25 protein-coding genes are annotated in these 26415 nt (G+C 35.3%); 1 reads left to right on the top strand and 24 read right to left on the bottom strand.

Translation table 11 applies throughout. The features are described 5' to 3' along the window. The first annotated feature begins 221 nt into the window (after window positions 1-221). Window positions 222-2258: a right-handed parallel beta-helix repeat-containing protein gene (locus BN1243_RS19135; RefSeq protein WP_062109546.1), complete on the top strand. Its 2037-nt coding sequence runs from the start codon at window positions 222-224 to the stop codon at window positions 2256-2258. A 76-nt stretch (window positions 2259-2334) separates the two neighbouring features. Here the strand turns inward: BN1243_RS19135 and BN1243_RS21890 are convergent, their stop codons facing one another. The 24 genes from BN1243_RS21890 to BN1243_RS19020 form a co-directional block, all read right to left on the bottom strand. Next, the gene (locus BN1243_RS21890) at window positions 2335-3354 is read right to left on the bottom strand and encodes a glycosyltransferase family 2 protein (RefSeq protein ID WP_084782120.1); all 1020 of its coding nucleotides are present in this window, start codon (window positions 3352-3354) and stop codon (window positions 2335-2337) included. Further along, window positions 3344-4474: a polysaccharide pyruvyl transferase family protein gene (locus BN1243_RS19125; RefSeq protein ID WP_062109544.1), complete on the bottom strand. Its 1131-nt coding sequence runs from the start codon at window positions 4472-4474 to the stop codon at window positions 3344-3346. Before BN1243_RS19125 ends, BN1243_RS21890 begins: the two co-directional genes overlap by 11 nt. Window positions 4475-4551: 77 nt before the next feature. Beyond that, a complete protein-coding gene (locus tag BN1243_RS19120) occupies window positions 4552-6330 on the bottom strand; it encodes an ABC transporter ATP-binding protein (protein WP_230200260.1) in 1779 nt (592 codons plus the stop codon). Window positions 6331-6340: 10 nt separating this feature from the next. After that, window positions 6341-7486 carry a glycosyltransferase gene (locus BN1243_RS19115; RefSeq protein ID WP_062109541.1) on the bottom strand — a complete coding sequence of 382 codons (1146 nt, stop codon included), beginning with the start codon at window positions 7484-7486 and terminating at the stop codon, window positions 6341-6343. 5 nt (window positions 7487-7491) lie between these two features. Beyond that, the gene (locus tag BN1243_RS19110) at window positions 7492-8682 is read right to left on the bottom strand and encodes a glycosyltransferase (RefSeq protein ID WP_062109539.1); all 1191 of its coding nucleotides are present in this window, start codon (window positions 8680-8682) and stop codon (window positions 7492-7494) included. Window positions 8683-8686: 4 nt separating this feature from the next. Further along, window positions 8687-10036, bottom strand: a complete 1350-nt coding sequence (locus BN1243_RS19105; RefSeq protein WP_062109536.1) for a hypothetical protein — start codon at window positions 10034-10036, stop codon at window positions 8687-8689. 36 nt (window positions 10037-10072) lie between these two features. Then, window positions 10073-11113, bottom strand: coding sequence for a glycosyltransferase family 2 protein (locus BN1243_RS19100; RefSeq protein WP_062109534.1), 1041 nt, complete (start codon window positions 11111-11113; stop codon window positions 10073-10075). Between the two features lie 19 nt (window positions 11114-11132). Beyond that, window positions 11133-11477 carry a helix-turn-helix domain-containing protein gene (locus BN1243_RS19095; protein WP_062109532.1) on the bottom strand — a complete coding sequence of 115 codons (345 nt, stop codon included), beginning with the start codon at window positions 11475-11477 and terminating at the stop codon, window positions 11133-11135. Window positions 11478-11491: 14 nt separating this feature from the next. Then, complete coding sequence (locus BN1243_RS19090) at window positions 11492-12661, bottom strand: aminotransferase class I/II-fold pyridoxal phosphate-dependent enzyme (RefSeq protein ID WP_062109530.1); 1170 nt, start codon at window positions 12659-12661, stop codon at window positions 11492-11494. After that, window positions 12662-13306 carry an acetyltransferase gene (locus tag BN1243_RS19085; protein WP_062109528.1) on the bottom strand — a complete coding sequence of 215 codons (645 nt, stop codon included), beginning with the start codon at window positions 13304-13306 and terminating at the stop codon, window positions 12662-12664. It abuts the gene before it with no gap. Continuing rightward, the gene (locus tag BN1243_RS19080) at window positions 13303-13917 is read right to left on the bottom strand and encodes a sugar transferase (RefSeq protein ID WP_062109526.1); all 615 of its coding nucleotides are present in this window, start codon (window positions 13915-13917) and stop codon (window positions 13303-13305) included. Before BN1243_RS19080 ends, BN1243_RS19085 begins: the two co-directional genes overlap by 4 nt. Before the next feature lie 25 nt (window positions 13918-13942). Next, entirely contained in the window at window positions 13943-14092 is a 150-nt protein-coding gene (locus BN1243_RS22220; protein WP_154669901.1) for a hypothetical protein, read from the bottom strand. A gap of 106 nt (window positions 14093-14198) precedes the next feature. Then, entirely contained in the window at window positions 14199-15236 is a 1038-nt protein-coding gene (galE, locus tag BN1243_RS19075) for a UDP-glucose 4-epimerase GalE (protein WP_062109524.1), read from the bottom strand. 16 nt (window positions 15237-15252) lie between these two features. Further along, on the bottom strand, window positions 15253-16455 hold the full coding sequence (locus BN1243_RS19070; RefSeq protein WP_062110792.1) for a glycosyltransferase: 1203 nt from the start codon (window positions 16453-16455) through the stop codon (window positions 15253-15255). Next, window positions 16421-17602, bottom strand: coding sequence for a glycosyltransferase family 1 protein (locus BN1243_RS19065; RefSeq protein WP_230200259.1), 1182 nt, complete (start codon window positions 17600-17602; stop codon window positions 16421-16423). The genes BN1243_RS19070 and BN1243_RS19065 overlap by 35 nt, the downstream gene beginning before the upstream one ends. Window positions 17603-17618: 16 nt before the next feature. Further along, complete coding sequence (locus BN1243_RS19060) at window positions 17619-18698, bottom strand: EpsG family protein (protein WP_062109522.1); 1080 nt, start codon at window positions 18696-18698, stop codon at window positions 17619-17621. Window positions 18699-18735: 37 nt separating this feature from the next. Beyond that, complete coding sequence (locus BN1243_RS19055) at window positions 18736-19572, bottom strand: glycosyltransferase EpsE (protein ID WP_062109521.1); 837 nt, start codon at window positions 19570-19572, stop codon at window positions 18736-18738. Beyond that, window positions 19553-20731: a glycosyltransferase family 4 protein gene (locus tag BN1243_RS19050; RefSeq protein ID WP_062109517.1), complete on the bottom strand. Its 1179-nt coding sequence runs from the start codon at window positions 20729-20731 to the stop codon at window positions 19553-19555. Before BN1243_RS19050 ends, BN1243_RS19055 begins: the two co-directional genes overlap by 20 nt. A 44-nt stretch (window positions 20732-20775) precedes the next feature. Then, window positions 20776-22602 (bottom strand): polysaccharide biosynthesis protein, encoded by a 1827-nt coding sequence (locus BN1243_RS19045; RefSeq protein WP_062109515.1) that lies wholly within the window; start codon window positions 22600-22602, stop codon window positions 20776-20778. A gap of 332 nt (window positions 22603-22934) precedes the next feature. Next, the gene (locus tag BN1243_RS19040) at window positions 22935-23606 is read right to left on the bottom strand and encodes a CpsD/CapB family tyrosine-protein kinase (protein WP_326569854.1); all 672 of its coding nucleotides are present in this window, start codon (window positions 23604-23606) and stop codon (window positions 22935-22937) included. After that, window positions 23584-24324, bottom strand: a complete 741-nt coding sequence (locus tag BN1243_RS19035; RefSeq protein ID WP_062109511.1) for a YveK family protein — start codon at window positions 24322-24324, stop codon at window positions 23584-23586. The genes BN1243_RS19040 and BN1243_RS19035 overlap by 23 nt, the downstream gene beginning before the upstream one ends. Window positions 24325-24470: 146 nt before the next feature. Then, window positions 24471-25637: a nucleotidyltransferase domain-containing protein gene (locus BN1243_RS19030; protein ID WP_062110790.1), complete on the bottom strand. Its 1167-nt coding sequence runs from the start codon at window positions 25635-25637 to the stop codon at window positions 24471-24473. 11 nt (window positions 25638-25648) lie between these two features. Beyond that, the gene (locus BN1243_RS19025; protein ID WP_230200258.1) at window positions 25649-26083 is read right to left on the bottom strand and encodes a lasso peptide biosynthesis B2 protein; all 435 of its coding nucleotides are present in this window, start codon (window positions 26081-26083) and stop codon (window positions 25649-25651) included. Window positions 26084-26110: 27 nt separating this feature from the next. Beyond that, entirely contained in the window at window positions 26111-26410 is a 300-nt protein-coding gene (locus BN1243_RS19020; RefSeq protein WP_062109507.1) for a lasso peptide biosynthesis PqqD family chaperone, read from the bottom strand. Window positions 26411-26415 lie beyond the last annotated feature (5 nt).

The following is a 26415-nucleotide window of genomic DNA, read 5'->3' as shown; positions in this document are numbered from 1 at the left end:
TCAATAAGTTTTTATTAAAAATTCTAATCATTCAACACTTGCCCTACTTCACTAAAAAAAATGAGATATCCTCTTCAGTTTACATGCCCTTCCCCCGTTACTTCCTTTGAATAGTATTAATAAAGGGGAATCCTAGGTACACCTATTTGAAAGTATCTTGATCCAACGACAGTTGTGTGTAGTAATAATTTTGAACCAATAAAATATAAGGAAGTGATCCTATGCAAGCTGGCTCGTATTTAATTGAATTAGATCGCTGGAAAATAAAAAATGACGGAACAGATGCAGTTCAAACATCGAAGGGAATAAACGATGCCTTAATATGGGCTTCTCAGCAAGGATATACAGAGGTCGTTATTCCAAAAGGAACCTATTTAATCGATGAAAATAACCCTATTCAACCTCTAAGTAATATGACACTCAATTTAGGTGGAGCAACGTTTAGAATTAGAGATAATGCCCTGCCAAAATATGCGATTGTCTTATTCCAAAACAAACAACAAAATTCCCGGATTACAAATGGAAAATTAGTCGGTGACAGGCATGTTCATAACTACTCAAGTGGTGGAACCCATGAGTTCGGTGTAGGTATAGAATTAAGACATGGAGTAGAGTATATTACAATGGATAACTTAGATATTTCTGGTACAACAGGTGACGCCATTATCGGAATAACATCGTTTGGTGGTATTGGAGGAACTTTTCCAAAGCTCGCTGGGAATATGGAAGTAGGCGGTATCAACACTTCTAACGGAACTTTAACCTCTGATGCAAATCGTATTCGTTCTAAGGTAAAAATCCCCATGATCACACAAATTATTAATACTGGTTATTTCGGGCTTTACGGTGATAGTTATGGCGGAATTGGAAGCGAGATCACAACCAACACCTACGATGTTATTTTTTATAAAGATGATGACACCTTTCTAAGCTCCACTACAGAACTCCACTTTTTTGATGAAGTCGAGGTACCAACAGGTGCTGCATATGCTAAAGTGGTTCTGCACCAATCCACCATTCCCTCTGTAAAAGGAAACACGATTACAATTCGGACGCCTCAATTTCCTAAACATATCTATATTGAAAATTGTAATCTCCACCACTGCCGCCGCTTAGGTATTGCCATTTGCGGTATGAAACACTGTTATGTGCGTGGTTGCGAAATCCATCATATAAGTGGAACAGCTCCCCAAGGTGCGATCGATATTGAAGATGGATACGATATAAACCAATATATTTATCTAGATGGTAACAACATATACGATAATAAAAGCTATAATATTATCGCCGTTGCTGGGAGACATATCAACATTACCAACAATAAAATTCGTGGTGATATTTTTACTATTAATGATGGTGTCGACAAGGCAGTTGTTGAGAATAATCATTTTATAAATTGCGGCCCGCGGTTGACTGGGGAGATCGTATTTACCAATAACCATCTTTATCACTCTAGAACACGTCTAAACGGAAGTGGGGTAGTAATAGTAGATAATTGTTTGTTTCATAATAGCCCAATCAACATTGAAAAAAACAAACCTAACGTCGCACAGGTGAACGATTGTAGATTCTTGTTTGACAATGATTTTGCCATTGAATCCGTTAATCCAGGTGCTCCTTTAGTTTTGGGAGCTGAACCACAAACTATTTCCAATTGTACCTTTAATGGCAGTGGTAAAGAGGCCTTTACAGTTGTGATCAGTGGAGCGCATAATTGGTTATTAGAAAATGTTACATTTGAAAATATAAAGCATAAAGGTGACAGAATTACCCAACTTGCTCCAGGTGTGTACAATGGTTGTAAATTTATCAATTGTGGCAGGCTTAGCCTTAGTCAAAATACACCTAAAGGCAGCTATGATTTGATTAATTGCTATTTTGAGTGGGATACACGACCGCTTTTTTATATAGGCCAAGAAATAAAATCAGATTTCTTTAAGATAAGCAATTGTCACTTTATAAATCCCATTGATTCAACATCTGCGTTTTTTATGATGGGAGAATGGAAAGATATTATTCTTTCAAACAATATACTTCGTTATCTGAATGGAAATAATCAATCTATGATAGATATCCGTAGCTCTATCGCAGTCTCTGGCACAGTATTAGTAAAAGAAAATAGTTTCCTTTCCAAAGGTAAAATGGCTGCTATTAGTGCTGGTTCTACTATACCTATCATATTTATAGATAATTACCTAGATAATGCAAGTGTGAAATTACAAGAAAATCATCTTACAAAAGATAATATTGATAAATAAACATATGACCATATGGAAATGTGATAATTTACATTTCTAATCGCATTTCCTTATTCCTTAAATGCAAAGATGTGAATTAAGCAGTGATTTTTCTTAATATGAACTTTGCTTTCACTACTAATTGAATGATTAACCTGCTCTTATTTAAGCACAACCGTTTCAAGAGACGATGGAAAGATGAAGAAGCTTGATAATTATGTAATAACTGAATAAAGTTTTGGTCCTCCATAATTCTCTTCAGTATTCCCTCTTTCCTACGTGCCTCTAAATTTGAAGTTATAACACTTTCTAAATAATTTAAAGTATTATTTATATACTCAGTTATCCATTTCGCCTTAAGATGTTCCAATTTGTATTGATCACATAAAAATAACGCGGAATTCTTAGTATCCACAATATATTCATATAAGTCCTCTCTAAACATTTGTGTTAGAGAACTTCGTGGACGAATATAATAAATATAAAGTGGCTTACTGACAAAAACAATGCAATTAATATGAGTTAGTAACTTGAAGTTCAAACGGACATCTTCTCCGTGGCTTTTTTCCTCATCGAATCTAAATTCTTCTTTAACCAACCAAGACTTTCTATACAATTTATTAGCACACGAAAGAAGACTAAAATATTTTTTATCAAGAATAGCTGGGATGATTTTTTCTTTTATCCCTTTTTTATCAAGTACCCCTTCATCACAGACTGATGAAACCGAAATAGTGTTGGTGTTTAAGTTGATCGTTTTCATTTGACAAACAACCATATCTGCATTAGTTCGAATTGCTTGATTTACGAGCAGTTCATACATTTGTGGTTCAATTTCATCATCAGGATCAACATAACCAATATATTCCCCCTTCGCAGCATCAATACCTCGATTACGTGCTGAGGAGACACCCCCATTTTCTTTATGAATCACTTTTAGTCTGCTATCCTGACGTGCGTATTCATCACAAATTTCACCGCATTTATCAGTGGAACCATCATTAACAAGGATGAGTTCGAAGTCCTTAAAGGTTTGATTTAAGATAGAACTAATACTTTGGTGTAAATAATCCTCAACGTTATAAATAGGGACAATAATGCTAATTTTAGGATTCATTAATCTTACTGCCCTTCCTGATTTTTTTTCCTATTAGTAATTCATCAAGCATTTTAAATTGTTGTTCAGACTGCTGAAAAACTCCTACTTTATTAAAGATATTGTAAGAAGCATTTTTAACCACATTATTAACATCTATAGCATCCATATCCCGAATGTGACAGTACAGTTTATTCATATCTAAGTCTTTTAAAACATTAAAAGTCTTATCGCTGTAAATAATCGGAAATACCCCTTGTTTAAATAATAACGCTAAAATAATAGAATGAAATCTAGCCCCCACAATTGTTTCACATCTTTTAAATTCTTCGAGGAATAATTCGATATTTTCTTCGTAATTAAAAACACTTATCAGTTCCTTGTAATTGGATGATATATTTTCTTTTATATAATTACTTATTTTTAAATCACCTTCTTTTTCACAGAAGGAAAATAGTTTAATCTTATACCCATCCTCGATATACCTTTCAACTAGCTGAATCATTTTCATACAAAATATATCCGCATACTGTTTTAGATCTTTTCTATTTTCAAGGCTAATTAAGGAGAATCCAATACATTTTTCCTTATCTCTTTCCTGAGAATGTAAATTAAATACAACATCTGGAGCATATCTTACATTGCTAGATTTTTTAAAAAGGTTATAAGAATAGATATCCCTAAAACAAATGTCATCAAACAACTCAAAAAACTCTCGATGTTTATTTACAAATTGTTTATCCGTAAATGGTCCAAAATTAGCGCCTATAATAAATGATTGCTTATTTGCTTGTTTAAATTTTTTCGGAAGCTGACTTCTTATTTCCAAACTTTCTTCCCAATTGGAGCTCTCCATAAAGATGGATCCCCCAATGTTAACTAAGGCGTCATATCTACGATAGTTCAGAATACTTTCATTCATTTTATTGAATAAATTGATCTTTCTAATACCTAAATTAACATCCATTGTCCGAATGATTTGGACATTCTGATAGTTTTTGAACAGTTTGTTATAACCCTTGTTTGGTGTCATTAAATACCAACTAGTTTTAGGGTATCGATCTATTAATACTTTTAAAAATAGATCATCACCTAAGTTCTTAGCGAAGTATGCATTAACCAATACTTTTTTTCGCTTCACATAGATTCACCTCAAATAAATTTAGGGATACTAGATAATAGATGGTTAAGATACTATTGAATTTCTGAATCCTAACTTTAAATAACGGACCTTTCTAGCTTGTTCTGAATCGATTCCAACTCTCCACGAGCAATTTTGAAGATGATGTCACAATTTGCAATTGTACTTAAACGATGGGCGATGATAATGAGTGTCTTTTCTCCTTTTAGTCCATCAATTGCTTTCATGATTTCTTTTTCGGTTTCATTATCTAATGCAGATGTTGCCTCATCCATAAATAATATTTCAGGATTGTGATACAATGCACGGGCAATTCCAATTCGTTGTCTTTGTCCACCTGAAAGTTTTACACCGCGTTCACCGACGGTAGTTTCTAATCCATTTGGAAGACTTTGTATAAAGTCTTTTAATTGAGCCTGTTCTAATGCTCTCCATACTTCAACATCATCTATCAAATGTGGATCAACTCCAAAAGCGACATTCCCTCTAATGTTGTCATCCGACAAAAATATAGACTGTGGAATATACCCTATTTTTTGTTGCCATATCTCTTTTTGTTGCGATAGTGGTTTTCCGTCTATCCATATTTCACCTTTTTCTGGCTCAAATAATCCTAAAATGATGTCAACAATCGTTGTCTTCCCGGCACCGGATTCACCTATAAAGGCAACAGATTGGCCAATAGGGATAGAGAGTGAAACATTTTTAACCGATAGTTCTTTTTGTTCTGGATAGCGGAATGAAACCCCTCTTAATTCAATAGAATTCTTATAATACTTTTCCTCATTATTGAATGTTGGTAGAATTGTTGTTGCTTTAGACAGTTCGTTCTGTTCTCCTAATAAATCTTCACAAATTACAGTCAATGCAGGCTGGCTGTACCTTATAGTTGTCACGAGTGCAACAACTCGAGTTATAGAAGGCATAAGACGAAACGCAGCCATTGCAAACAATGCCATGGTTGATACAAGCTGAGTTGTGTCTGTCCCTTGAAAAATAATCAATAACATAGACACTAATATGATCGATACAAGCAAAGTTTCAATAAATAATCTTGGAACTTGTTCCAACATCTTCATGTAACGACTATTATTCGCCTTTATTTGGCTATATTTTCTGTATGACTCTACAAAGAAATCTTCTTTTCCAGACACTTTTACTTCCTTACTAGCTCCTAATCCTTGATTGACCCACTTAATCACTGCTCCATTTACTTTTTGTTGTTCTTTTCCTAAAACAGTTATTTTTTTCCGGAACACCTTAAAAAATAAAAAAACACTCCCACCTAAAAGGATAGAAGCAATAATAGTTACCTTAAAAGCTGTCAATAGTAATAAGCTCAAAATACAAATAATAACGAGTATTTCTGTGAATAATTGAAAACTGGATAAGATAATTCCCTGAAAAACTTTGGAAACTTCTTCATTGACGTTCCGTAATAAACTAGAAGAGTTTCTCTGTAAGTGGAAAGTATAAGACTTCGTTAAATATTCTTTTAACAACCTCTGCGAGAGTTTTACTTGCTGGTTGAGTATTACCCGAAACTGAGCATATTGAAAAAATAAAAGATAAAAATTCTTTAAAACAAAGATGATTAGTAAAATGATGACTGAAAATACCATGAATGAATGGTCAGATTTAAACTGTAAAGAATGAAAAACATACGCTAAGATTTCATTTTCTTGAATAACACTTGGATTAGTTATAATTCCGACAAAGGGTACTATTAAGCCTATTCCAACTGTTTCGAACACAGCGGCTAAGGCAATCATAATAAATAAGATAATTAACTTCTTTTTTTCTCTTCTATTAAAAAGCATTAACAGATTCTTGATTGTGCTTTTCAAATTCTTCACGCCTTTATCTTTACTTGATGGAACATTCTTTCCTAGGTGCGCTTATAAAATTGTTATTGATTACTCGGCAAACAGCATCAAACATTTGCTTCTCATTAAAATCAACGATATAGCTCGTTTCAGCATTTTTTAACTGCTCACTGGCACCAGTAAAATCGGTACTAATAATTGGATGATGAAAGCATCTTGCTTCAGCAAGTGTTATGCAGTATCCTTCGTGACGAGAAGGTTGGACGTAAATATCACATTCTTTCATAAAAGGATAAGGATTGATATGTGCCCCCAAAAGGATAAAATCTTTTTCCAAATGAAGCGAGTTGATTAAGTGCTCATACTCTTTTCGTGCTGAACCATCACCGATACAATACCATCTCACATTCCATTCCTTACTTCTCAGCTTTTCCATCACACGTATGGCTAAATCTTGCCCCTTTTCTTCACTCAGTCTACCAACTGTCAAGATCCGAATCCCTGTAAAGCCATCCTCAAATCCTATACCAGCTTCTGCCATAGACTGAACTAGTTTTGTCGATATTTTATTTGGATAAACACTCATCTTTCCACTTAAACTTGGTAGAATATGAGCCAGTTTTTCCTTTCCTGTTCTTGAAACAATAAAAATATCGCTAAAGTGTTTATAGACTCTTGTTGCAAAATACTTATTAAACTGAATTTTTGTCACATCAAAGTGAATCCATTGAATCTTCCTTTTGGCGATGGTTTTATGAACAATAAAATAGCTTATGAAATCCATAGGACCTGCATAAGCTATGGCAGTATCGTATTCGTCTTTTTCTATAGGATAGTCCTTCAACATGTAATTGAAAAAAATACTTTTCTCTTTTTTCAGCTTAGAAATAATATAGAATAGTGCGAAGATAAATGTCTTTATCAATCTGCCTTTTTTTAGAAATTCCACAGCCGTTAAATGTAAAGGAGAATTTAGGTGTTTTTTTATTTTGTCATATCCCCTAAAGTATTGGACATTCACATCGCTAGGAATGGAATTTAAGAAACCACCATACTTCTCTAATAAGAGGATCGTTATTTCAAATTTTTCTCTCGGCATTTCTGCAATCATATTCAGCAATGCTTTTTCAGTTCCACCAATGTTCATATTAATGAGCATGAATAGTACTTTTTCCTTTTTTTCCATCTTCATCATCCAATCAATTGATAAAACTTTTTAATTTCCTCTACATTGCCCTTTTTCTCTGTACGCAAGTAACGAATAATTTCCTCTTTTAAATGTTGATTGTTAATTAATTTCAGAATCCCTTCACATACAGCCTCCGCATCCATATCTACAACAAGACCGTTTTTTTCTTGAACCATCTGATTATAAACAGCATCAAATCTGGTTGTAATAACTGGAATATTTAACATACGCGCTTCAGCAATTGCTAGACCAAAGCCCTCAAACCTTGATGTCTGCACATAAATATGAGAATTTTTAATGTAAGGATATGGGTTTTCTTTCACACCTAATAGAATAAAGTGGTTTGAAAGGCCATATTCTTTGATCTTCTGCTTGATCTCACTTTCCAAAGGGCCTTTTCCTAATGCATACCACTTGAAATTAACTTCCTTATCCTTTAGAATTTTGCAAGCTTTCAATGCGATATCATACCCTTTTTGAAATGCAAATCTGCCAATCGTGAGGATTCTGAGCCCGGTGTATTGATCATCATATCCACTTCCCATTTCAGCCATGTTAGAAATAAACTGATGATCATTAATATCGTAGATAACTTCTATTAGCTTTGAATATTGTGGAAATGTCTCCAAGAATATTTCTTTTGCACTATCAGAAACGGCAACAACCTTATCAAATTGATCATAGTATTTCTTCTGAAATTGTTTATCCTTTTCTTCTAAGCGATAGGTTACATTTACCCAAGCATATTTATTCTTCGCAACGACCTTCTCAGCAACATAGAATGTAGGGACGCCTTGTGCGTAACTAATGGCAGTATCATATGTCTTCGGGTTATTTTCAATAACACTCCCAATACATTGCCAATAAATTCTAGCAACTTGACGATTTTGATATTGTTTTCGACGGATTCGAGTTGAATATTTGAATCTTGCAACCAGAAATTTTGAGTTTCCTTTTCTTATTGAATACTTTGCAGCTGCTGTTAAACTAAGCTTTGCAAAAGCAGTATACTCCAAAGGCCTTAATATATTGACATCCTTTGGAACTAATTTTTCTAATGCTCCGCCATGTCCAAAAAGCATTAGGTCCACAGAAAACTTCGAATAATCCAGTAAAGACAATAGTGTAACAAGGCTCTTTTCAGCCCCAGCGCAATCTAACGAATCGATTACAAACAAGATATTCTTTTTCATTCCATCACCGCTTAGTTAATAATTGTATAAGACGTTGTTTAATCGAAGATGCTTTTATTCTGGTTATTGTCATTTGTTTTTTGAATCTATAAACCACTATACGAACATCATAATTGGGGTGTTTTCTATTAAATTTATTAATTGCCCTTATATATCGCCAATTCTGTAAGTTCTTACTCTTTTGCTTCATCGCCTTTACCACATTTAAAGTAGCAAATTTGATGCCATCATAGTAAAAATGATTTTCAGGATTGTAAATTACATCATCTCCTTTATCATAAGTAACTAGGACGGCATTTTTTATACTATTAGGTTTTCGATTAAAACGGATACAAGACAATTCTTCACAACACCCAATTCCATATGCTGCCATGACAGCATTGGAAACAAGACAATAATTATCATTGTCCGTACCAATATTTTTTTTAAATTCACTGAGGAGCATTTTAAATTTATTGTTGTTTATTATTCGAGCTGTATTTAAATAGTGGATACTATTTTCATTTAATAAATTCTGAGCAAGTTTAATAGTTTGTTCATGTCTTTTGCTCATATATATCATTTGACACATTAGGTTCTCCGTAAGTTGAGGGAATTTCTTGCCAGATTGTTCTAATACAAATACATCCAAATAATAATTCTGTTCATCTTTGTTAAATAGTTTTCGTAATACTTCGGACCATTTTTCATCGAAGAGTTCTATACCTAGTAGGTTTTGCAAGCCTAACCTATTAAGCTTTATTTTCTTTTCATAAAAAATAGACCCGTAATTCAAGAAAGTCTTTTTAATTCCTCCCGAGAAATTAAATGTAATGAATATGTGAGTGTTCTTCTTTAATTTGCAATATTCCATCGCCATTGCATCCGACCATTTTTTTAGCAGGCCCCTTTCTTGAAAAAAGCGATAATTATAATCCACGTCATCCATATTAATTTTAACCGCTTTTACTTTTTGATTGTAAAGTAGAGCAGCTGTAAGCCTATGGGCGCCATCTAATGGCACTTTATTTATACTAATAGGAATTACCGATTCATCTTCCTTAAATCCGAATTGTTGCACTGATTTCAAAGTTGAATCAAATGAGTTATAAAAAGCTGCTATTCCTTTTTTTCCGGAACCATCATCCTCGTCATATTGATTAAAAACCCAAATATGATCCTCGTATAGTCTTCTTCCCCAATCACTGTTGATATTGTTCTTTTTAAACCAGCCATATATATATTTCGCCATAATATCAAATCTTCTATGATTGATCAGATCCAAGGGATCATATTCTTTGATTTTGAAAGACCTTTGATCGTCAATATTGACTCTATTTCTATTTAACTTGTTTATTATAGAGCTTTTCGACATTTGATTTTTCTCCACTTTAAATAATTGGTAGTTACTTTACACTCGATAACTCAACTCAATCCTCTCCAAATCCGCAGGTTGTCGCAAGAGCCTTAGCTTCCTTAACAACTTTCTGGAAGTAAGAAAACTAATATTGATATATGGATGAATCGTAAAAAGACGAAATTGCTGCCTTAGTTGTTTATCTCTTTGCACTGCTTTCGAAAATCCTTCGTAATTCTCCATAATAAAAGAACGGATTTTTCGCTTTTGTATGCCTTTATAATCTTTTTTTCTATGAAGGACGAGCATGTTATAATGAGTCAAACAAGTTTTTAAGATCAACTTATAGGATTCGTTGACTAGATCTGGATAATATTTTTCCACAAAGCGATGTCTTTCCTTCAGTCCTTCTAGGATTGCTAAATTTTCAAGCGAATAATTGGCGACAATGCTGTCATCTCTTTGAAAGTAGTAACAAAGTGGTTGATGAACGATGACATATTTCTCAACACGTTTCATTACATGGTGCGCCCAAAATACATCCTCAAATAGCACTCCCTTTTTAAATGGAAGCCCATTGATCAATTTTGTTCGATAAAGTTTTCCCCAAGCGAAGTTTTTTACGACATCATTTTTCACAAGTTCATACATGAGTTCCTGATTGTTTAGAATAAGTGGCGGATCGTCTTTTAAATATAAGCGGTCATCATAAAGCAAGTGATCAGCATAAGCATAAAAAAAAGCCGATTGCACGACATCCGCTTTGTACGTTTGGCTTATCTCTATCAATGTATCGATCATGTTTCTTTCTAACCAATCATCGCTATCAAGAAATAAAGTGAAATCACCTGTAACAAAGGTTATCCCTACGTTTCTAGCATCCGATAAACCTCCATTTTCCTTGTGCACTGCTATTATTCGGCTATCTTTTCTCGCGTACTCTTCAATTATTTCCCCACATTGATCAGGTGAACCATCATTTATAAGGATGATTTCTAAATTTGTATAGGTTTGTTCCAAAATACTGTCTACACATCGGCGCAAATATTTTTCAACTTTATAAATAGGGACAATCACACTTACCTTTTGCATCATGTTACTCGCCTACTTACGGTTATTTTTCCTGTGTATTTTGCCATTTAATGAATTCCATTAATGTTTTAAAACCTTGGATTTGTTCCTTCTCTACTCCTGATTCTTTTAATTCATGGATGAGATCGATCCATTCTTCCTCAATTTCTTGTTGTTTCGCTTCTACATTTGTGTTTGTGTTTAATAAAGTATCAACGTCTACCCCCAAAACAACCGCTATTTTTTCAATTATATTAATAGAAGGATTTTGATTTAGGTTTCGTTCAATATTACTTAAATTGGACTTAGCAATTCCCGCACGTTCTGCTAATTCTGTTAATGTAAGCCCCTTTCTTTTCCGAATCTCGCTAATATTTTTCCCTATCATTTATTTATACCTCTTTAACCGATTTTGGCTGGATTTTTTAACGTATCTTTTAAACAATTTATTACTCGCATCATCTCTATTTCGGTAATATTCGTTCCTGAAGGTAGACATATGCCCGTCATAAATAATTGATCTGATAGACTGTGCTCATTGTGCGGATAATACTTAATACCTTTGAATAGTGGCTGCAAATGTAATGGTTTCCATACTGGACGAGCTTCTATATTTTTTTCAGTTAAAGAATGTAGTAGTTTATTAGAGGAAATCCCTGTTATATTTTCATTAATCGTGAGAGTAGTTAGCCAGCGATTAGACCTTGTGTTTTTCAATTCGGGCATAAAGTGAAGACCGGGAATCCCTGATAATTCTTCATAATAATATGAAAAGATTAGTCTCTTTGTAGCCACTCTTTCCTCAATGTTTTCTAGCTGTGCTCTACCGATTCCAGCCAAAATATTACTCATACGGTAATTAAACCCTATTTCGCTATGTTGATAGTGGGGAGCGGGATCCCTTGCTTGTGTTGCAAGAAAGCGGGCTTTTTTTAATGCCTCTAAATCATCGGATACTAACATACCACCACCTGAAGTCGTAATAATTTTATTTCCATTGAAAGAAAAAACGCCAAACTTTCCTAACGTCCCGCATGACTGACCTTTATAAGTTGAACCAAGTGATTCAGCAGAATCCTCGATCAAAGGAACGTCATATTGATTACAGAGCGCGAGAATTTCATCCATTTTAGCGCTTTGCCCATATAAATCCACGACGATTACGGCTCTAGGTAGTTTCCCTGTCAAATTAGCTTCTTGAAAAGCCCTTTTTAATGCTTCTGGAGACATATTCCATGTTTCCGGTTCCGAATCGATAAAAACTGGCTCTGCTCCTTGATAAAGAATCGGATTCGCACTTGCTACAAATGTAAGAGAGGAACAAAATACAGTATCACCTTTTTTCACATCCAATAATATGAGCGCCAAATGAATCGCTGCTGTTCCAGAACTGACAGCAACTGCCCCGGCTGCGCCAACATAGTGAGCAAGTTCATTTTCAAACGCGTCTACGTTAGGTCCTAATGGGGCAATCCAATTCGAATCAATTGCATCTTTCATATATTTCCATTCATTACCAGACAAATGTGGTGGAGATAGAAAAATTTTGCCTTGTTTAGATGTATCAATCATTTATACACCTTCTGTCATATGTTTATTTTTCACTCTGGCCGGTACGCCCACAGCGATGCTACTTGCTGGTATAGAATCGATCACGGTTGCACCCGCTCCTATCACGGACCACTCACCAATAGTAAGATTAGGTATGACCGTAGCCCCTGCGCCGATATGCACACCATCCTCAACTTGAACAGAGCCTGTTAAAGTCGCATTAGGGGAAATATGCACAAAATCACCAACTCGACTATCATGTTCAACAACGGAACTAGTATTAATGATCGTATGCTCTCCGATTAAGGAGTCTGCATTCACAGTAGAATGAGCCATAAGGATCGATCCGTGGCCAATTTTGGAGCTCGGGCTCACAATAGCTGTTTTATGGATAAGTGTTATATAGTTCTCTGCTGGAAACTGCAGTCGGTTCACAATCGCTTTTCGTGTTTGATTATGACCGATTGCAATAAAAAGTTTCAGATCGTGAAACATATTCTTAAGGAACTCTGCATAAAAAATCGGTCCAAAATAAATATTGTCCCGTTGATAAAAATCGGTTATTTTATCATCCAGATAAGCAATAATTTGATCATGCTGATTAAAAGAAATCAAATCACGAATCACTTTACTATGACCACCCTGACCAATAATCGCTATTTTCATCCATGCCCCTCTTTCCAGATTGACTTTGAACCTTTAAAGGTTTCAACAGTGGCATTTCCAGCTTGATTAATTCCCTCCGAACGAATGACCTTTTTCAGAGTTAATAATAATATCTTTAAATCTAATAAAAAATTATGGTGATATACATACCAAACATCCAATTGAAACTTCTCTTCCCAACTAATAGCATTGCGGCCATTTACTTGAGCCCAGCCTGTGATTCCTGGTTTCACTAAATGCCGTTTTGCTTGCTCTTCCGTATACAGTGGTAAATATTCCATTAATAATGGCCGAGGACCTACGAGACTCAGATCCCCTTTTATGACATTCAAAAGTTGCGGTAATTCATCTAAACTAGCTTTTCGTAAAAATTGACCAAAACGTGTAAGCCTCTGTTCATCAGGTAAAAGAATTCCCTTGTTGTCCCTTTTATTTGTCATTGTGCGGAATTTGAATATATGAATCGGAATGCCATGTAGGCCCGGACGTTGTTGAGTAAACAATACAGGGCCACCCTGTGTTAACTTGATGAAGAGACTAATGAGCAACATAATTGGTGAAAAGATAATAAATAAGAAAATCGAGCTAAAAAAATCAAAACATCTTTTCACTTTTTCCAACCCCTAAATAAACGATTTATTTCTCTATTTGGAATGCTAGCCATTTTAATTGAATTAGTTTGATCGTATCTTCTGCACTAATAAAATTGGATCCTTCCACTAGTTGATAGACATCTTCTAACAGCTGTTTGAACTGCTGGCTTGATAAAGGTGCTATTTGTTGCATATGTTTTCCACTTCCTTATATTGCAATTGAAATTAATGCTATCATGAAGAAAATCTGTTTAACGCGAACGCGCCTTCACGAAGAAACCCTTTTTAAAAAGGGGGATTTACAATAAGGCCTTCATACCTTTTAATTCCTCATATCCCTTCGGATTTTTTGATTGCCATCTCCAAGAATCTGCACACATTTCTGCGAGCCCCTTTTTGGCTGCCCAACCTAGTTCCCGCTCGGCTTTTGAAGGATCAGCAAAGCTCACTGCACTGTCCCCCGGCCTTCTCTCTACTATTCGATAGGGAATTTTCACGCCTGATATTTTCTCGAATGTTGATATCAACTCTAACACGCTATATCCTTTGCCAGTTCCAAGATTATACGCTTCGATTCCCGTTTGCCCGCAAATTTTTTCAAGTGCCATTAAATGACCATGAGCAAGATCGACTACATGTATATAGTCTCTTACTCCTGTTCCATCTATAGTTGGATAATTATTACCGAAAACCTTTAACTCCCGAAGTTTCCCAATTGCCACTTGTGTAACATACGGCATAATGTTATTGGGCGTTCCCTGCGGATTTTCGCCAATCATTCCACTTTCATGAGCCCCAATCGGATTGAAATAACGCAAAAGCGCAATACTCCAACTTTGATCAGATTGATAAAGGTCTCGCAATATCTCTTCAATCATCAATTTTGTACGGCCATAGGGGTTCATTGCCCATAGATTTGCATCCTCACTAATTGGATTTTGCTCTGGGATTCCATAGACAGTTGCCGATGAGCTGAAGACTAAGTTTTTCACGTTAAATTTCTTCATTACTTCACATAAAATGACCGTGCTAGTAATGTTGTTTTGATAATAAGAAAGTGGGATTGCAACAGATTCGCCTACTGCTTTTAGTCCGGCAAAGTGAATAACAGCTTCAATGTGATTTTCGATAAAAACAGTTTCCAAATCTTTCTCATTCAATAAATCAAATGCGTACACTTTAAATGATTTTCCAGTAATCTCCATCACTCGACGTAAAGCTTCCGGTTCACTATTGCTAAAATTATCCACAACAACAATATCGTAGTCTGCTTCCAATAACGCCACACATGTATGGCTGCCAATAAAACCGGCTCCACCTGTAATTAAGATTGCCATTCTTTATCTCCCTCCCTTACGTTGCTTCTATTAATTGATACAACTTTTCTACTTCAGTCTCGTTTCCGTAATCTTGTTTAATCATATTCGAGATTAATTTTCTCCTTAAATAGTCATTGTCTATTAAGCCCTGTATCCCTTCGACAATCCCGGAAATATCCTGAGGAGTTATAACAGCATCGAACTGGTCCTTCGCTTGGCTTTTCGCGGTCGGAAAATTAGTCATCACAACAGGCTTTCCTAAAATTTGAGCTTCTCGTATCGTAACGGCCTTTCCCTCATATCGTGATGGTTGCACATAAATATCGCATGATTTTATATAGGGATAAGGATTTACTTTTTTTCCTAGAAGAAAGAAGTGATCCTGCAATTCTAGATCGATGATTAATTTTTTCAACCCTTCCTCTAGTGGTCCATAGCCGACCACATACCAAGCCAAATTATATCCAGCATCAATCAATCTCTTGCAAGCATGAACGGCTTGATCGATTCCCTTTGCATGTGAGAGCCGACCAACTGTGACAAGTATTGTTTTTCCTTGCGAATTCTTTAGTTCATCAACCGGCTCTTGTGCTAATTCCTTAATCATTTGTGGTGAGAGTATATTTTCAATCACGTGCATTTTTTTAGTAAGCTCTGGAAAAATTGTTAAGAACGTTTTAGAACATTCTTCCGATACCGCGACAATCTCATCAACCTTCTCCCACATCCGCGACTCCACTTTTTGATTAAGTTGGATATTGGAATAGTCAGTATGAATCCAGCCAATTTTTTTCTTGGCGTTTACTTTTTCCCCGATAAAATGATGTGGCCATAGGAAACCTATGGCCACATCATATTCTTTATTCAGTTTTGGAAGGACAGGGTTTGCTAACTCCCAACCGTATTGAATCGTCAAATATCCTGGTTCATCAATCCGCTTTACTTTTCCGTGAATGATACTAGCCATTTTGGCCATTAAACGTGACATTCCAATTTGATAATGTCCTTCTCCTACAACTTGCCTAATCGATTTTCTAAAGGTTGTATATTGGGAGATTTCTGTTAGAAGCTTCGGTCCAGCGGGTAAATAGGGAAGAAATTCACCTTCATGTTTAAAGAGCATTAAATCGACCTCATATTTTTGATAATCCATTTGCTGCAATAGGCCGATCAGACTACGCTCTACTCCGCCGATAGCTAAATCAAAGGAAGAAATTAAGATTTTTTTCTTCATTATGTACAACCTCGCTATTCGATTGCTGATCGTAAATTCCATATAGTTTTAGCCAATCACTAACATTCTCTTGAATATTAAAACCTTGATTCGTAATCTTATTAAAAATTGTATGTTGGTCAGGTCGTTCCCACGATAAGGCCGCTTTTATTTCCGTACACCACTTGTCGATCGGGTCTTCAAGGTCAACGTACTTAACTAAACCAAGACCCATATCCGTACTAGCAGGCACTGTTGTTGCTGCAATACATGGTGTTCCTGCACTTTGAGCTTCTAGCATCACAATGCCAAAGCCTTCAAATAAGGATGGGAAGAGAAATAGATCAAAAGCCTTCATAAGTCTTGGAATATCGGATCGAACTCCTAGGAATCGAATGTTTTCCTGTAATCCTTGTTTGGTAGCTTCGTTTTCAATCTCCTTTTTAAGAGGACCGTCCCCAATAAATAAAAGCTTATAGCGTGTATCTTCAGATATTAAAGATTTTAATAGCTTTAACATAAACATATGATTCTTGGACTCGGAAAACCGACCTACGTGCCCAATAATTTTTGTGTCTTCCTCCAATTGGAGCTCCCTTATTGCACTTATTCTGCTCTTCCTCCAATCTAAATCCTCATATTTCTCTAAATCGATAGCATTTTTAAGAAAAATTACATTCCTTTTTCTTCCAAATAAAAACTCTGTTGCTTCTTCACTGCAACTACAAAGATGTGTAGCTGATAACTTAATCATTGATTGTAATATTTTCAAAGTAACCTTTTCTTTAAAATAATTACTTTTTAACCAATTACTACTGTGAGAATGGCAGATCCGATATTTAATTTTACAAATTTTTGCTGCTAGTGCTGGAAAGCCACTTTGAAAATCCGTATGGGCATGAACAGCGATAAACTTTTCCCGGGACATAATTTTTATCAAATTACGTAAATATTGAATGGGTCCAGAAACACCAAGACTTGGTATATTGTAAATACGTCCGCCAAGTAATAAAATTTCATTTTCATAATCTCCATGCATCTCACCATGAGTTATAAAATCAAATTGCACTTTACTGTGATCAATTTTTCTATATATATTCATGATTAATGTTTCTGCGCCGCCCCTTCCCATTGCACTGACAATATGAAGGATCCTTTGCGGGTACTCCATCCGACTCACCCCCTTATTAAAAAAGCCCATCGAAAAAGCCACTTCGATAGACAATTGTTTGGTTAATTACGTTTTCATAATAGTAGTAAAAAAAATAGCATACAATTAATGCGAAATAAACAAACCTTTGATATTTTTCATGAAAAAGTTTAATAATCCATGCAATTAGAATTAATTGATATAAATTAAAATAAATTGCAAAGCGTGCAAAGATCCAGTTTTGAGTTGAAATTATCATAAAGAGCAGACCGATTAAGGACATATTCACAACGTAATCACTGCTTGGAAAGATCTCTCTTAGTTTTTCCCTTCCTAAAAAGGCGATAAGGAGTGGAACCGCATCTACAAATACGCGGATCATATTTGCACCGCCTTCATCGAAGCCAGAATAATGCCCATACTGAGTGTCTTCGATTGCAGAAAACAAAAGAGAAGAAAATTGTTCATAACCTACTACAACAACGACAGAGAATATTAATAGAATATATGTTGCCTTAGACCACGCTTTATACCTTACAATGAAATAAATAGGTACAAGAATAAGAGCACTTTGATGAAAAGTGGACGCAATAAAGACGATTATAAAGTACCTTACCCAATTGCCTTCAATTAAATATTTGGTACCTATAAAAATAATTGATGCTGCTAATAATTGTCTAATGCCATTCATAGAAACTAAAAACAGACCACCTGCTACATATACATAAGTGCTGATTTCAAACATTCTTGAGTATTTAAAGAAGACAATTATAATTAGTAAGTTTGTGATGACAGCTGTTGCTAATATCATAATTTGAGGGTCATCAGAAAACATCTTTAGAGCCATTTGCAAAATGCCAAAACCCATGTCTTTTTGTAAGGAAATGTAGCCCCACGTAAATTCGTTTGTCTCATAAATTTTTTTATATACGTAAGTATCTCCAATATTGGAACGTAGCCCAGAAACTAAAACTAAAACCATCAAAGCTCCGAAAGCAAATACTTTATTAGGTCGCAGGGGAGTTGATAAATCAGTTTTAAAAGTTGGTGTTGAGAAATATCTTGAAAAAAGGGAAAGAAAATAGACCATTGTAAAATTAATCCATAAAACTGTCATCACAGACCAACCTTTGATAATTTTATGATTGCACCTCTTAATTCATATGAACATTCTTTATTAATTTTTTATCCCGATATTTATAGTATTTTTTTACAAATTGTTTTGGAGTCATTCCTATAAGAATCGGTTTAAATATAAAAAGGTAATACTTTATTGGCAGTTTCAAAGTACGACAGCCTATAAAAATTAATTGAGACGTGTCAAAATAATATCTTAATTTCCTCCGCTTTAAGGCTTCTTTATCCTCTTTCACCTTGTATAATGCTTCTTGTAAGTTATACCCCCTAAACCCGGCAGCAAAAAATCGTATCCATAAATCATAATCTTCAGCTCTTCTCGTTTGTTTCATCACTCGATAACCTTTTAATTCCTCATATCCTTCTTTACGCATCATAATGGTTGCATGCATAAACGTATTATTCACTGGGATGTCTTGCTTTACGGGCTCTGTTTTTCCAATTCGAGCTTCCATATCACCGTTTTCATCAAATGGAATCATTCCTGTACCAACTAACATATATTCAGGGTTAGAATCAAGGAAAGCCACTTGCTTTTCAAGTCTATTACTCAATGAAATGTCGTCTCCATCTTGACGAGCAATATATTGGCCTGAAGCAACAGATAAACAGCGATTTAAAGTCGCAGCAAGCTTTTTGTTTGATTCATTTCTGAGTAATTTTATTTTCCCTGGATACCCTTCAGCATAAAAACTAGCAATTTTATAAGTATCATCTGTGGAGGCATCATCACAAATAATAAATTCCCAGTCAGTAAAAGATTGTTTTATAATTGACTCTATACTTTGGGAAAGAGTATCCGCACAATTATATACGCCCATAATAATTGAAACTTTAGGATTGTCCTTGAACATGTTTGATACTCATCTCCCTATTTGTAAGCTCATTCCTATTAGCTAATATGTGTTTCCAGAGCGTCTTTTGTTCAAAGTGATCTCGAGTAAATAAGTAAGCGTTCAAGCCCATTTGTCGACATAAATCCCTATCTAACAATATTTTTTCCATTGATGTTTGAAGGGGATTTACTGAAGCTTTTGGGACAACAAAACCTGTGACATTTGGTTTCATTGCATTTGTAGGACCTGGGATATTAGTAACAATAGCTGGAACACCCATAATTCCAGCTTCAATGACAACACTCCCAAAACCTTCACGGTAACTTGGTAATACGAAAGCATCCATTGCTGCATAATATTTTTCAATATCAGTTTTATAGCCGCAATAAATAACTCCTTTACACTGTGTTGACCATCGATATATTTGCGGATTAATAGTTTCTATCCCCTCATCCGGTCCAACAATAAGTAACTTAGCATGTGGGTATTTTTGATAAACGTTTTTAAAAGAATGGAGTAATTCATTTACACCTTTATCCTTATTTAATCTACCTATGAATCCAAAAACAAAGTCTTTTTCTTCGATTTTATATAATTCCCTTATATGCAACCTCCACTGATCTTTTTTCTGCACATCAAATGTATTTAAATCAACTCCATTAGCACTTCCATTCCAAATAACTTCACCTTTCGAAGCAGAGTAGAGTCCTTCCTCTCTCCCAAACTGTAAATTTCCGTAGCTGTCTGGTTGAATATTCGTTGAAAGTTTACAAGTTAACTTTTCTACTATTTTAAATAACTTCCGTTTCCAACCGGTGTAGCCCACATAGCGAATTCCCCATTGGCAATAAAGCCGTATAGGTATTTTTGCTCCCCATGCGGAAACGGAAGAGTAAAAGGCCGCATTAGGGGTAGAATATTGAACGATGTCAAATTTTTTCGATTTAAAAAAGCGATATAAATTCCATATACTTTTTATCATGCCAATACCTTCCACTCCACGATTCATCGAGATGGGATTATAGTTAATATTTTTTGGCAAGATTTTAGCTAGGTCGGCATCATAATCGCAGACTACTGTTACGACATATCCATGATGGCTTAAGTATGAAAGCTGGTTTATTAAAAAACTTTTAATTGTAATCGATGTTGTAGTAACAACACAAAGTTTTTTCATCATTTTCCTCACCCATATATCGTATTTGAACAATGTTTTGAATCTTATACACTCATCACGGACATCGGGAAAATAGCTACTTGATTATTCGCCAAGTTAATAAGTAATTCTCTTAACCTTTTATTATCTAAAACGGCATAATTTTTTATAATTTCTTCAATTTCTTCTATATAGAGTTCGGCTGTTTTTCCCACATAAATTTTGGGATACACTTGCTTTTCTTGTATTTCATCCTCCTTCAACAACTCTTCAAACAACTTCTCCCCTGGACGCATTCCAGTAAAATGAATGGGAATATCCTCCAGGGAATAACCCGAAAGTTTGATTAAGTTGCGCGCAAGATCGACAATTTTCACGGGTTCCCCCATATCTAATACAAGAATTTCCCCGCCTTTTGCAACAGCCCCGGCCTGTATGACAAGTCGTGATGCCTCAGGAATCGTCATGAAATAACGAACCATTTCAGGATGTGTGACTGTAACTGGTCCCCCTTTTTCAATTTGCTGTTTAAATCGAGGGATGACACTTCCACGACTGCCCAATACATTTCCGAACCGAACTGCGACAAATTTAGTCTTACTTTTTGTATCCATATTCTGAATAATCATTTCCGCCAGGCGCTTCGTTGCTCCCATTACACTCGTTGGATTAACAGCCTTGTCTGTTGAAATCATGACGAATGTTTCTACTCCATGCCAGCTAGCGGCTTCCGCTACATTTCTTGTTCCAATAATATTGTTTTGAACGGCAGCCTCTGGATTTCTCTCCATTAAAGGTACATGTTTATGAGCAGCAGCATGGTACACGACATGAGGTTGATATGTACTCATGATCGACATCATTTTTTTAGCGTCTTTTATATCTGCAATTTCAGTTAAAAATTCAATTGGCAAGTGACCATATTTTTCTTTTAACTCATATTCAATCGAATAAATACTGTTTTCTCCATGCCCTAATAATACGAGCTTTTCTGGATGAAATTTGGATATTTGTCGACAGATCTCAGAGCCTATAGAGCCGCCAGCCCCCGTTACTAAGACGACCTTGTCTGTTACATATTCAGAAATACTTTCAATATCAAGCTTGACTGGTTCTCTTCCTAAAAGATCCTCGACCTGCACATCGCGAAATTGATTAACAGATACTTTCCCACTTACAAGATCCTCTAATAGCGGCAAAATTTGTGTTTTCGCTTCTGTTTTTGCGCATTCTTGAAAGATCGTATTCAACTTTCGCTTTTCTAATGAGGGGATAGCAATAATAATGTGCTCAATATTCAAATCTTGAACGGCTTGCTCAAGATGATGGATTCCCCCAAAAACGGGTACTCCTAAAATATCAAGCTGGTGTTTCTTCGGATTATCATCAATAAAAGCAACTGGCAATAGTTCAGTATCCTTACTTTTCTGTAGTTGCCGTACAACCATTGCACCTGCTGATCCTGCGCCAACGATCAAAGTTCTCCTTTTCACTTCAACCCTGTTTAAAACATGATCTCTATAGATTCTCCAACAAAATCTTGTACCGCCAATAAATAACATATGAAGCAACCAAGTAACAGCAAGAAATCTCAGGTGAATGACATTCAGAGCGATTTGCTGAACGACTATCCCTGTGACCAAACAGAGCGTCACTACCTTAAAAATTATTAGGAGTTCTCCGATACTGGCGTATTCCCAAGACTTTTTATACAGTTTAAAAAGAATAGAAAATAAATGATGACTCAAAATAATTGAAACCGTGCTAATAAAAATGGGAAAAGTAAAAAGGCCAAATGTTACATTGACTAGAAAATGACTGAAAATAATAGCCGTGAGAATAAGAAATGAATCTACTAAAATAAATACGGACAATCTTTGTGGATAAGACACTGAGCAACCTCCTTTATGAACGTTTACGATTTATTTAATCTTAAAGAGCTTAATTACAGTGTTTTTTCATCTTGAGTAATACATTCACTCATGATAAAAAGTAACTAGGATCTCAGTGATAGCCAGTAAACCCAATGCACAAAAACACCATAATTAAAACCTTTAAAATTTAGGGCATTCAACCCCTCCTCACATCACACTATCGACGACAAGCGTCTAAGGTTCTAAAAACCCACAGCATGACCGAGTGCCTCCTTTGATAAAGGCGAGGAGACATCACCTTCCGTTATTTCGTTCCTAATAACGAACAAATTTACAAAAAAAAAGAAATACTAACTTTTTTCATTTAAAATGACACCAACAATTTGCGCTTTTGCGTACTCAAGAACTTTTTTTGATTCAAAGGCATTTTCGATATTTGTTTTATCTTGTCTGACAACTAAGACGACACCATCACATAAGTTTGCGATAATTTTCGTATCACTTACTTCTAAAACCGATGCCGAATCAATTAGCACAATATCATAAAGGGAGCCGACCTTTTGAAAAAATTGCTCCATCGCATCTGATGCTAATAATTCCGCTGGATTATAAGGAGTATCTCCGCTCGTCAGAATGTCTAATTTACCAATTCTAGACGGATAAATCGCCTCTTCAAAGCTTACATTTCCCTCCAACACATCTGTTAGCCCGATCATATTCGACGTTTTAAAGATATTGTGTATACTCGGATTTCTTAAATTTGCATCAACTAGCAAAATTTTTTCCTTTTGTTGCGCCATCGATACAGCCATATTTGCAGCTGTTGTTGACTTCCCTTCCCACTTGCCAGGAGAGGTAATGAGAAGAGTACTGCTATTTTTATCTCCGTATATAAAATGGAGATTCGTTCGGATCGTTCGGAATTGTTCAGAAATAATTGATTCTGGATTAGAGTGTGTAATTAAATTTCTTTGTTTCCGACTTGGTATCCGTTTTCGCTTATTTAAAGCCAATGGTTTCACCTCTGAACGCTAATTCTGTTTTCTGTCCCTTCCTTTTCCGTACATTTTTATTGTTGATTTTTGAAATACTTCCCAATACTTGAATCCCTAATACCATTTCGATATCCCGCTCCGATTTAATTGAATCATCTAAGGAGTCGATAAGAAAGATTAAACCAATCCCAACAATAATTCCGAAAACAAAAGCGGCTATTATTATTTTATTTGGGTTGCTGTCATTGATTGGAGTAGGGTTAACACGCGCCTCGGACAATATTTGGACTTCCTCAAATCCAAGGATATTCGGAATTTCATCTTTAAATACTTTTGCAGCCATATTAGCTATTTCCGCTGCTCGCTCTGGATTTGTATCAGTAACACTAATCTTTACGACCTGTGAACTATCAATACTTTCTACATTTATTTGACTAGCTAAAGACTTTGATGATTTATCCAATCCCAAATTACTTATAACTGTCTCAAGTACAATCGTATCTTTAATAATGACTTGAAGTGTTTTTCGATACTCCGAATCGGCCCCGATAATAATATTTGTGGAAGATTCGTATAGAGGTTCTGCCTTATTGAGATTGCTATAATACCAACCCGCTATTGTAGCAAGTACCGTTATCACGAGAACGATCCAATAACGCTTCTTAATCACGCGGTATAATTCTTTTAAATTAATTTCTTTTGCTATTCGTCTGTCTTCACTGTAATACGAATGGATACGATTCATATAAACCACCTTATCGGCTTATTTCTTATGCCGTTCCCAATAAAGAACAACGCAAGAAAAAAATAAAGAAATCACAAATGTGGGCTTTCTACAAACTCTATTGTAGTTCTTTATAAAGAACAAGTCAACACATTTTTAGCTAATATTTAAGAAATTTCCTGTTTCTTAGTTTTCCTCCAAAACCATAACAATGGACGAAGAGGAAAGTAAAGAAAATGAAGCTTATTCGGTAATGGCAATGTCTCAACATCCGTATAATAAGGATGAAGTGTACTTAATAAATAGAGTATTTTTTGTTGAAAGGACATTAAAGAGAATAAATGCATTGCATGATATTTCGCAACTTCTTTAGGTACCGGATCATTGTGCAAATTAACCATTTGTTCTAAGTAAAAGATCGTTTCTTGAGCGATTTTACTGGAGCGATTTCCTATTATTAAAGGCTGCATTTCCTTCGTCAGAGTACTTCGCAATAATTGATTAGCCAAAATAAGCGATTGTCCTCCAATATGCCTTGCTTGGTATTTTTTTAACCTTTTAAACACCCTACTCCAATCCAACTCTTTGTGAATGAGTTGGTGAATATCCATTAACCAACGGAGGCGCGACCAGCCATGTCGTGAACCGTGAGTAACTAAGAAAAAGAAAAGATCCTCCAAACCAAGCATATAAACTGGAAAATTCGTAATCGAACTTTTTCTCCTTCTGCTCCATAGCTCCTGGAAACTTGGCTCTTTACTTGGAGCCGGGTTCAAGCGCCAATGTATTTCTACTTTAATTCGCCTAATTGGATGATAATAAGTAAAATGATGATGCCTCCACTTCCAATCGTTTAATAAACTTTGGATGTACTCATCCTTTTTATATCCTAATTCGACAAGTAGGTGTTCTGCTCTTTGTAAATCGTTAATCGGAATCAGAATATCTAAATCACCTGATGTTCGTTTTGAAATATCCCCGTATAAATCTGCAGATAAAACAGGCCCTTTCAAAAATAGCGATGGAATATTACTTTTTAATAATAGTTTACTTAGTTTCTCCATTTCCGCAGAAAGGTGAAGCATTTGAAATGTATTATGTTTATATAAGTCTTCCAGTGTGAGACGAACTTGTTCAGGTATCCGTTCGCAATCTTTCATTTTCGTATATAACAATGGATAAAGCCTATGGTGGATACTTAATTGTAAAAATAATTCCCAGTCTATTGTGTCGTAGCTTTCTTGAGACGGATGATTCTCTAATTGAATCCATTCAAGCATCAATTTTAATTCTCTTGGGATCTGATCCAATTTTAGTTCGATTTGTTTATTCATAACTTTCCCTTTCACATGACATCTCTTTTCGCAAACATACTGACGGTCGTAAACTTTTCCATTCCCTCTGATCCAGAAATATAATAAGATCCACTTCGTAACCATGCATGAGCAATCATCTTTCCTTCTTCATCTCTCGCCGTACCTAGATAAAGAGTACTCTCAATACCACGCCTTTCCAACATTTTCATTCCAGCCATGGCTCTAACTAAACATTGGCTCTCCCAAAAGGTGTATTTGCTCATAATTTGAATGGCATTTGAAATATTTTTAATCGTTCTCGTATTGTTATCTTCACTATAGTAAGGCGTTTCATTCATATGATCGCCTAACATTGGCGCCACTTTTTGAAATGGGACTTTTTTTAGAATTCGTGCCCAGCCCAGAAACATATATGCTTCCAGAAAAAGGACGATCGTTTTCGGATGTGTTTTAAAAATGGTCATGAATTTTGACAAAATCATTATGTTCCCCTACTCTTTGGAAGCAATCTGAATTAACTGTTCTTCTAATAAATGAGTTAAAAAGGAAAGTACATGTTCTTCACATTCCTGTTTTTCAACGAGATAACTAGAAGTAAGAGTACTCACCATTTTCTCTACTTGGATTGGCTCTTTCATTAGATCCCAAATTCCTCCGCCGATTTCACCTAAATTATAATATTTTCCATTATGAATGCTAAGCATTACTTTCTCACTGCCCATGTCACTCACAATATTTCCTTCTGACTGGACAACATAATCGCTCAATGAAATATTTTGTTTTGTAATCATCCATT

The sequence above is a fragment of the Bacillus niameyensis genome (assembly GCF_001375535.1).
GTDB lineage: Bacteria > Bacillota > Bacilli > Bacillales > Bacillaceae_C > Lederbergia > Lederbergia niameyensis.
Note: the sequence above shows the minus strand (reverse complement) of the source record. Positions and strands in the feature narration are given on the sequence as shown.

Bases quoted from the DNA above. Each gene is read 5' to 3' on its own strand.
- BN1243_RS19135 (WP_062109546.1), top strand. From the start codon at position 222: ATGCAAGCTGGCTCGTATTTAATTGAATTAGATCGCTGGAAAATAAAA.
- BN1243_RS21890 (WP_084782120.1), bottom strand. From the start codon at position 3,354: ATGAATCCTAAAATTAGCATTATTGTCCCTATTTATAACGTTGAGGAT.
- BN1243_RS19115 (WP_062109541.1), bottom strand. From the start codon at position 7,486: ATGGAAAAAAAGGAAAAAGTACTATTCATGCTCATTAATATGAACATT.
- BN1243_RS19110 (WP_062109539.1), bottom strand. From the start codon at position 8,682: ATGAAAAAGAATATCTTGTTTGTAATCGATTCGTTAGATTGCGCTGGG.
- BN1243_RS19105 (WP_062109536.1), bottom strand. From the start codon at position 10,036: ATGTCGAAAAGCTCTATAATAAACAAGTTAAATAGAAATAGAGTCAAT.
- BN1243_RS19100 (WP_062109534.1), bottom strand. From the start codon at position 11,113: ATGATGCAAAAGGTAAGTGTGATTGTCCCTATTTATAAAGTTGAAAAA.
- BN1243_RS19095 (WP_062109532.1), bottom strand. From the start codon at position 11,477: ATGATAGGGAAAAATATTAGCGAGATTCGGAAAAGAAAGGGGCTTACA.
- BN1243_RS19090 (WP_062109530.1), bottom strand. From the start codon at position 12,661: ATGATTGATACATCTAAACAAGGCAAAATTTTTCTATCTCCACCACAT.
- BN1243_RS19085 (WP_062109528.1), bottom strand. From the start codon at position 13,306: ATGAAAATAGCGATTATTGGTCAGGGTGGTCATAGTAAAGTGATTCGT.
- BN1243_RS22220 (WP_154669901.1), bottom strand. From the start codon at position 14,092: ATGCAACAAATAGCACCTTTATCAAGCCAGCAGTTCAAACAGCTGTTA.
- galE (WP_062109524.1), bottom strand. From the start codon at position 15,236: ATGGCAATCTTAATTACAGGTGGAGCCGGTTTTATTGGCAGCCATACA.
- BN1243_RS19065 (WP_230200259.1), bottom strand. From the start codon at position 17,602: ATGGAGTACCCGCAAAGGATCCTTCATATTGTCAGTGCAATGGGAAGG.
- BN1243_RS19060 (WP_062109522.1), bottom strand. From the start codon at position 18,698: ATGACAGTTTTATGGATTAATTTTACAATGGTCTATTTTCTTTCCCTT.
- BN1243_RS19055 (WP_062109521.1), bottom strand. From the start codon at position 19,572: ATGTTCAAGGACAATCCTAAAGTTTCAATTATTATGGGCGTATATAAT.
- BN1243_RS19050 (WP_062109517.1), bottom strand. From the start codon at position 20,731: ATGAAAAAACTTTGTGTTGTTACTACAACATCGATTACAATTAAAAGT.
- BN1243_RS19035 (WP_062109511.1), bottom strand. From the start codon at position 24,324: ATGAATCGTATCCATTCGTATTACAGTGAAGACAGACGAATAGCAAAA.
- BN1243_RS19030 (WP_062110790.1), bottom strand. From the start codon at position 25,637: ATGAATAAACAAATCGAACTAAAATTGGATCAGATCCCAAGAGAATTA.
- BN1243_RS19025 (WP_230200258.1), bottom strand. From the start codon at position 26,083: ATGACCATTTTTAAAACACATCCGAAAACGATCGTCCTTTTTCTGGAA.
- BN1243_RS19020 (WP_062109507.1), bottom strand. From the start codon at position 26,410: ATGATTACAAAACAAAATATTTCATTGAGCGATTATGTTGTCCAGTCA.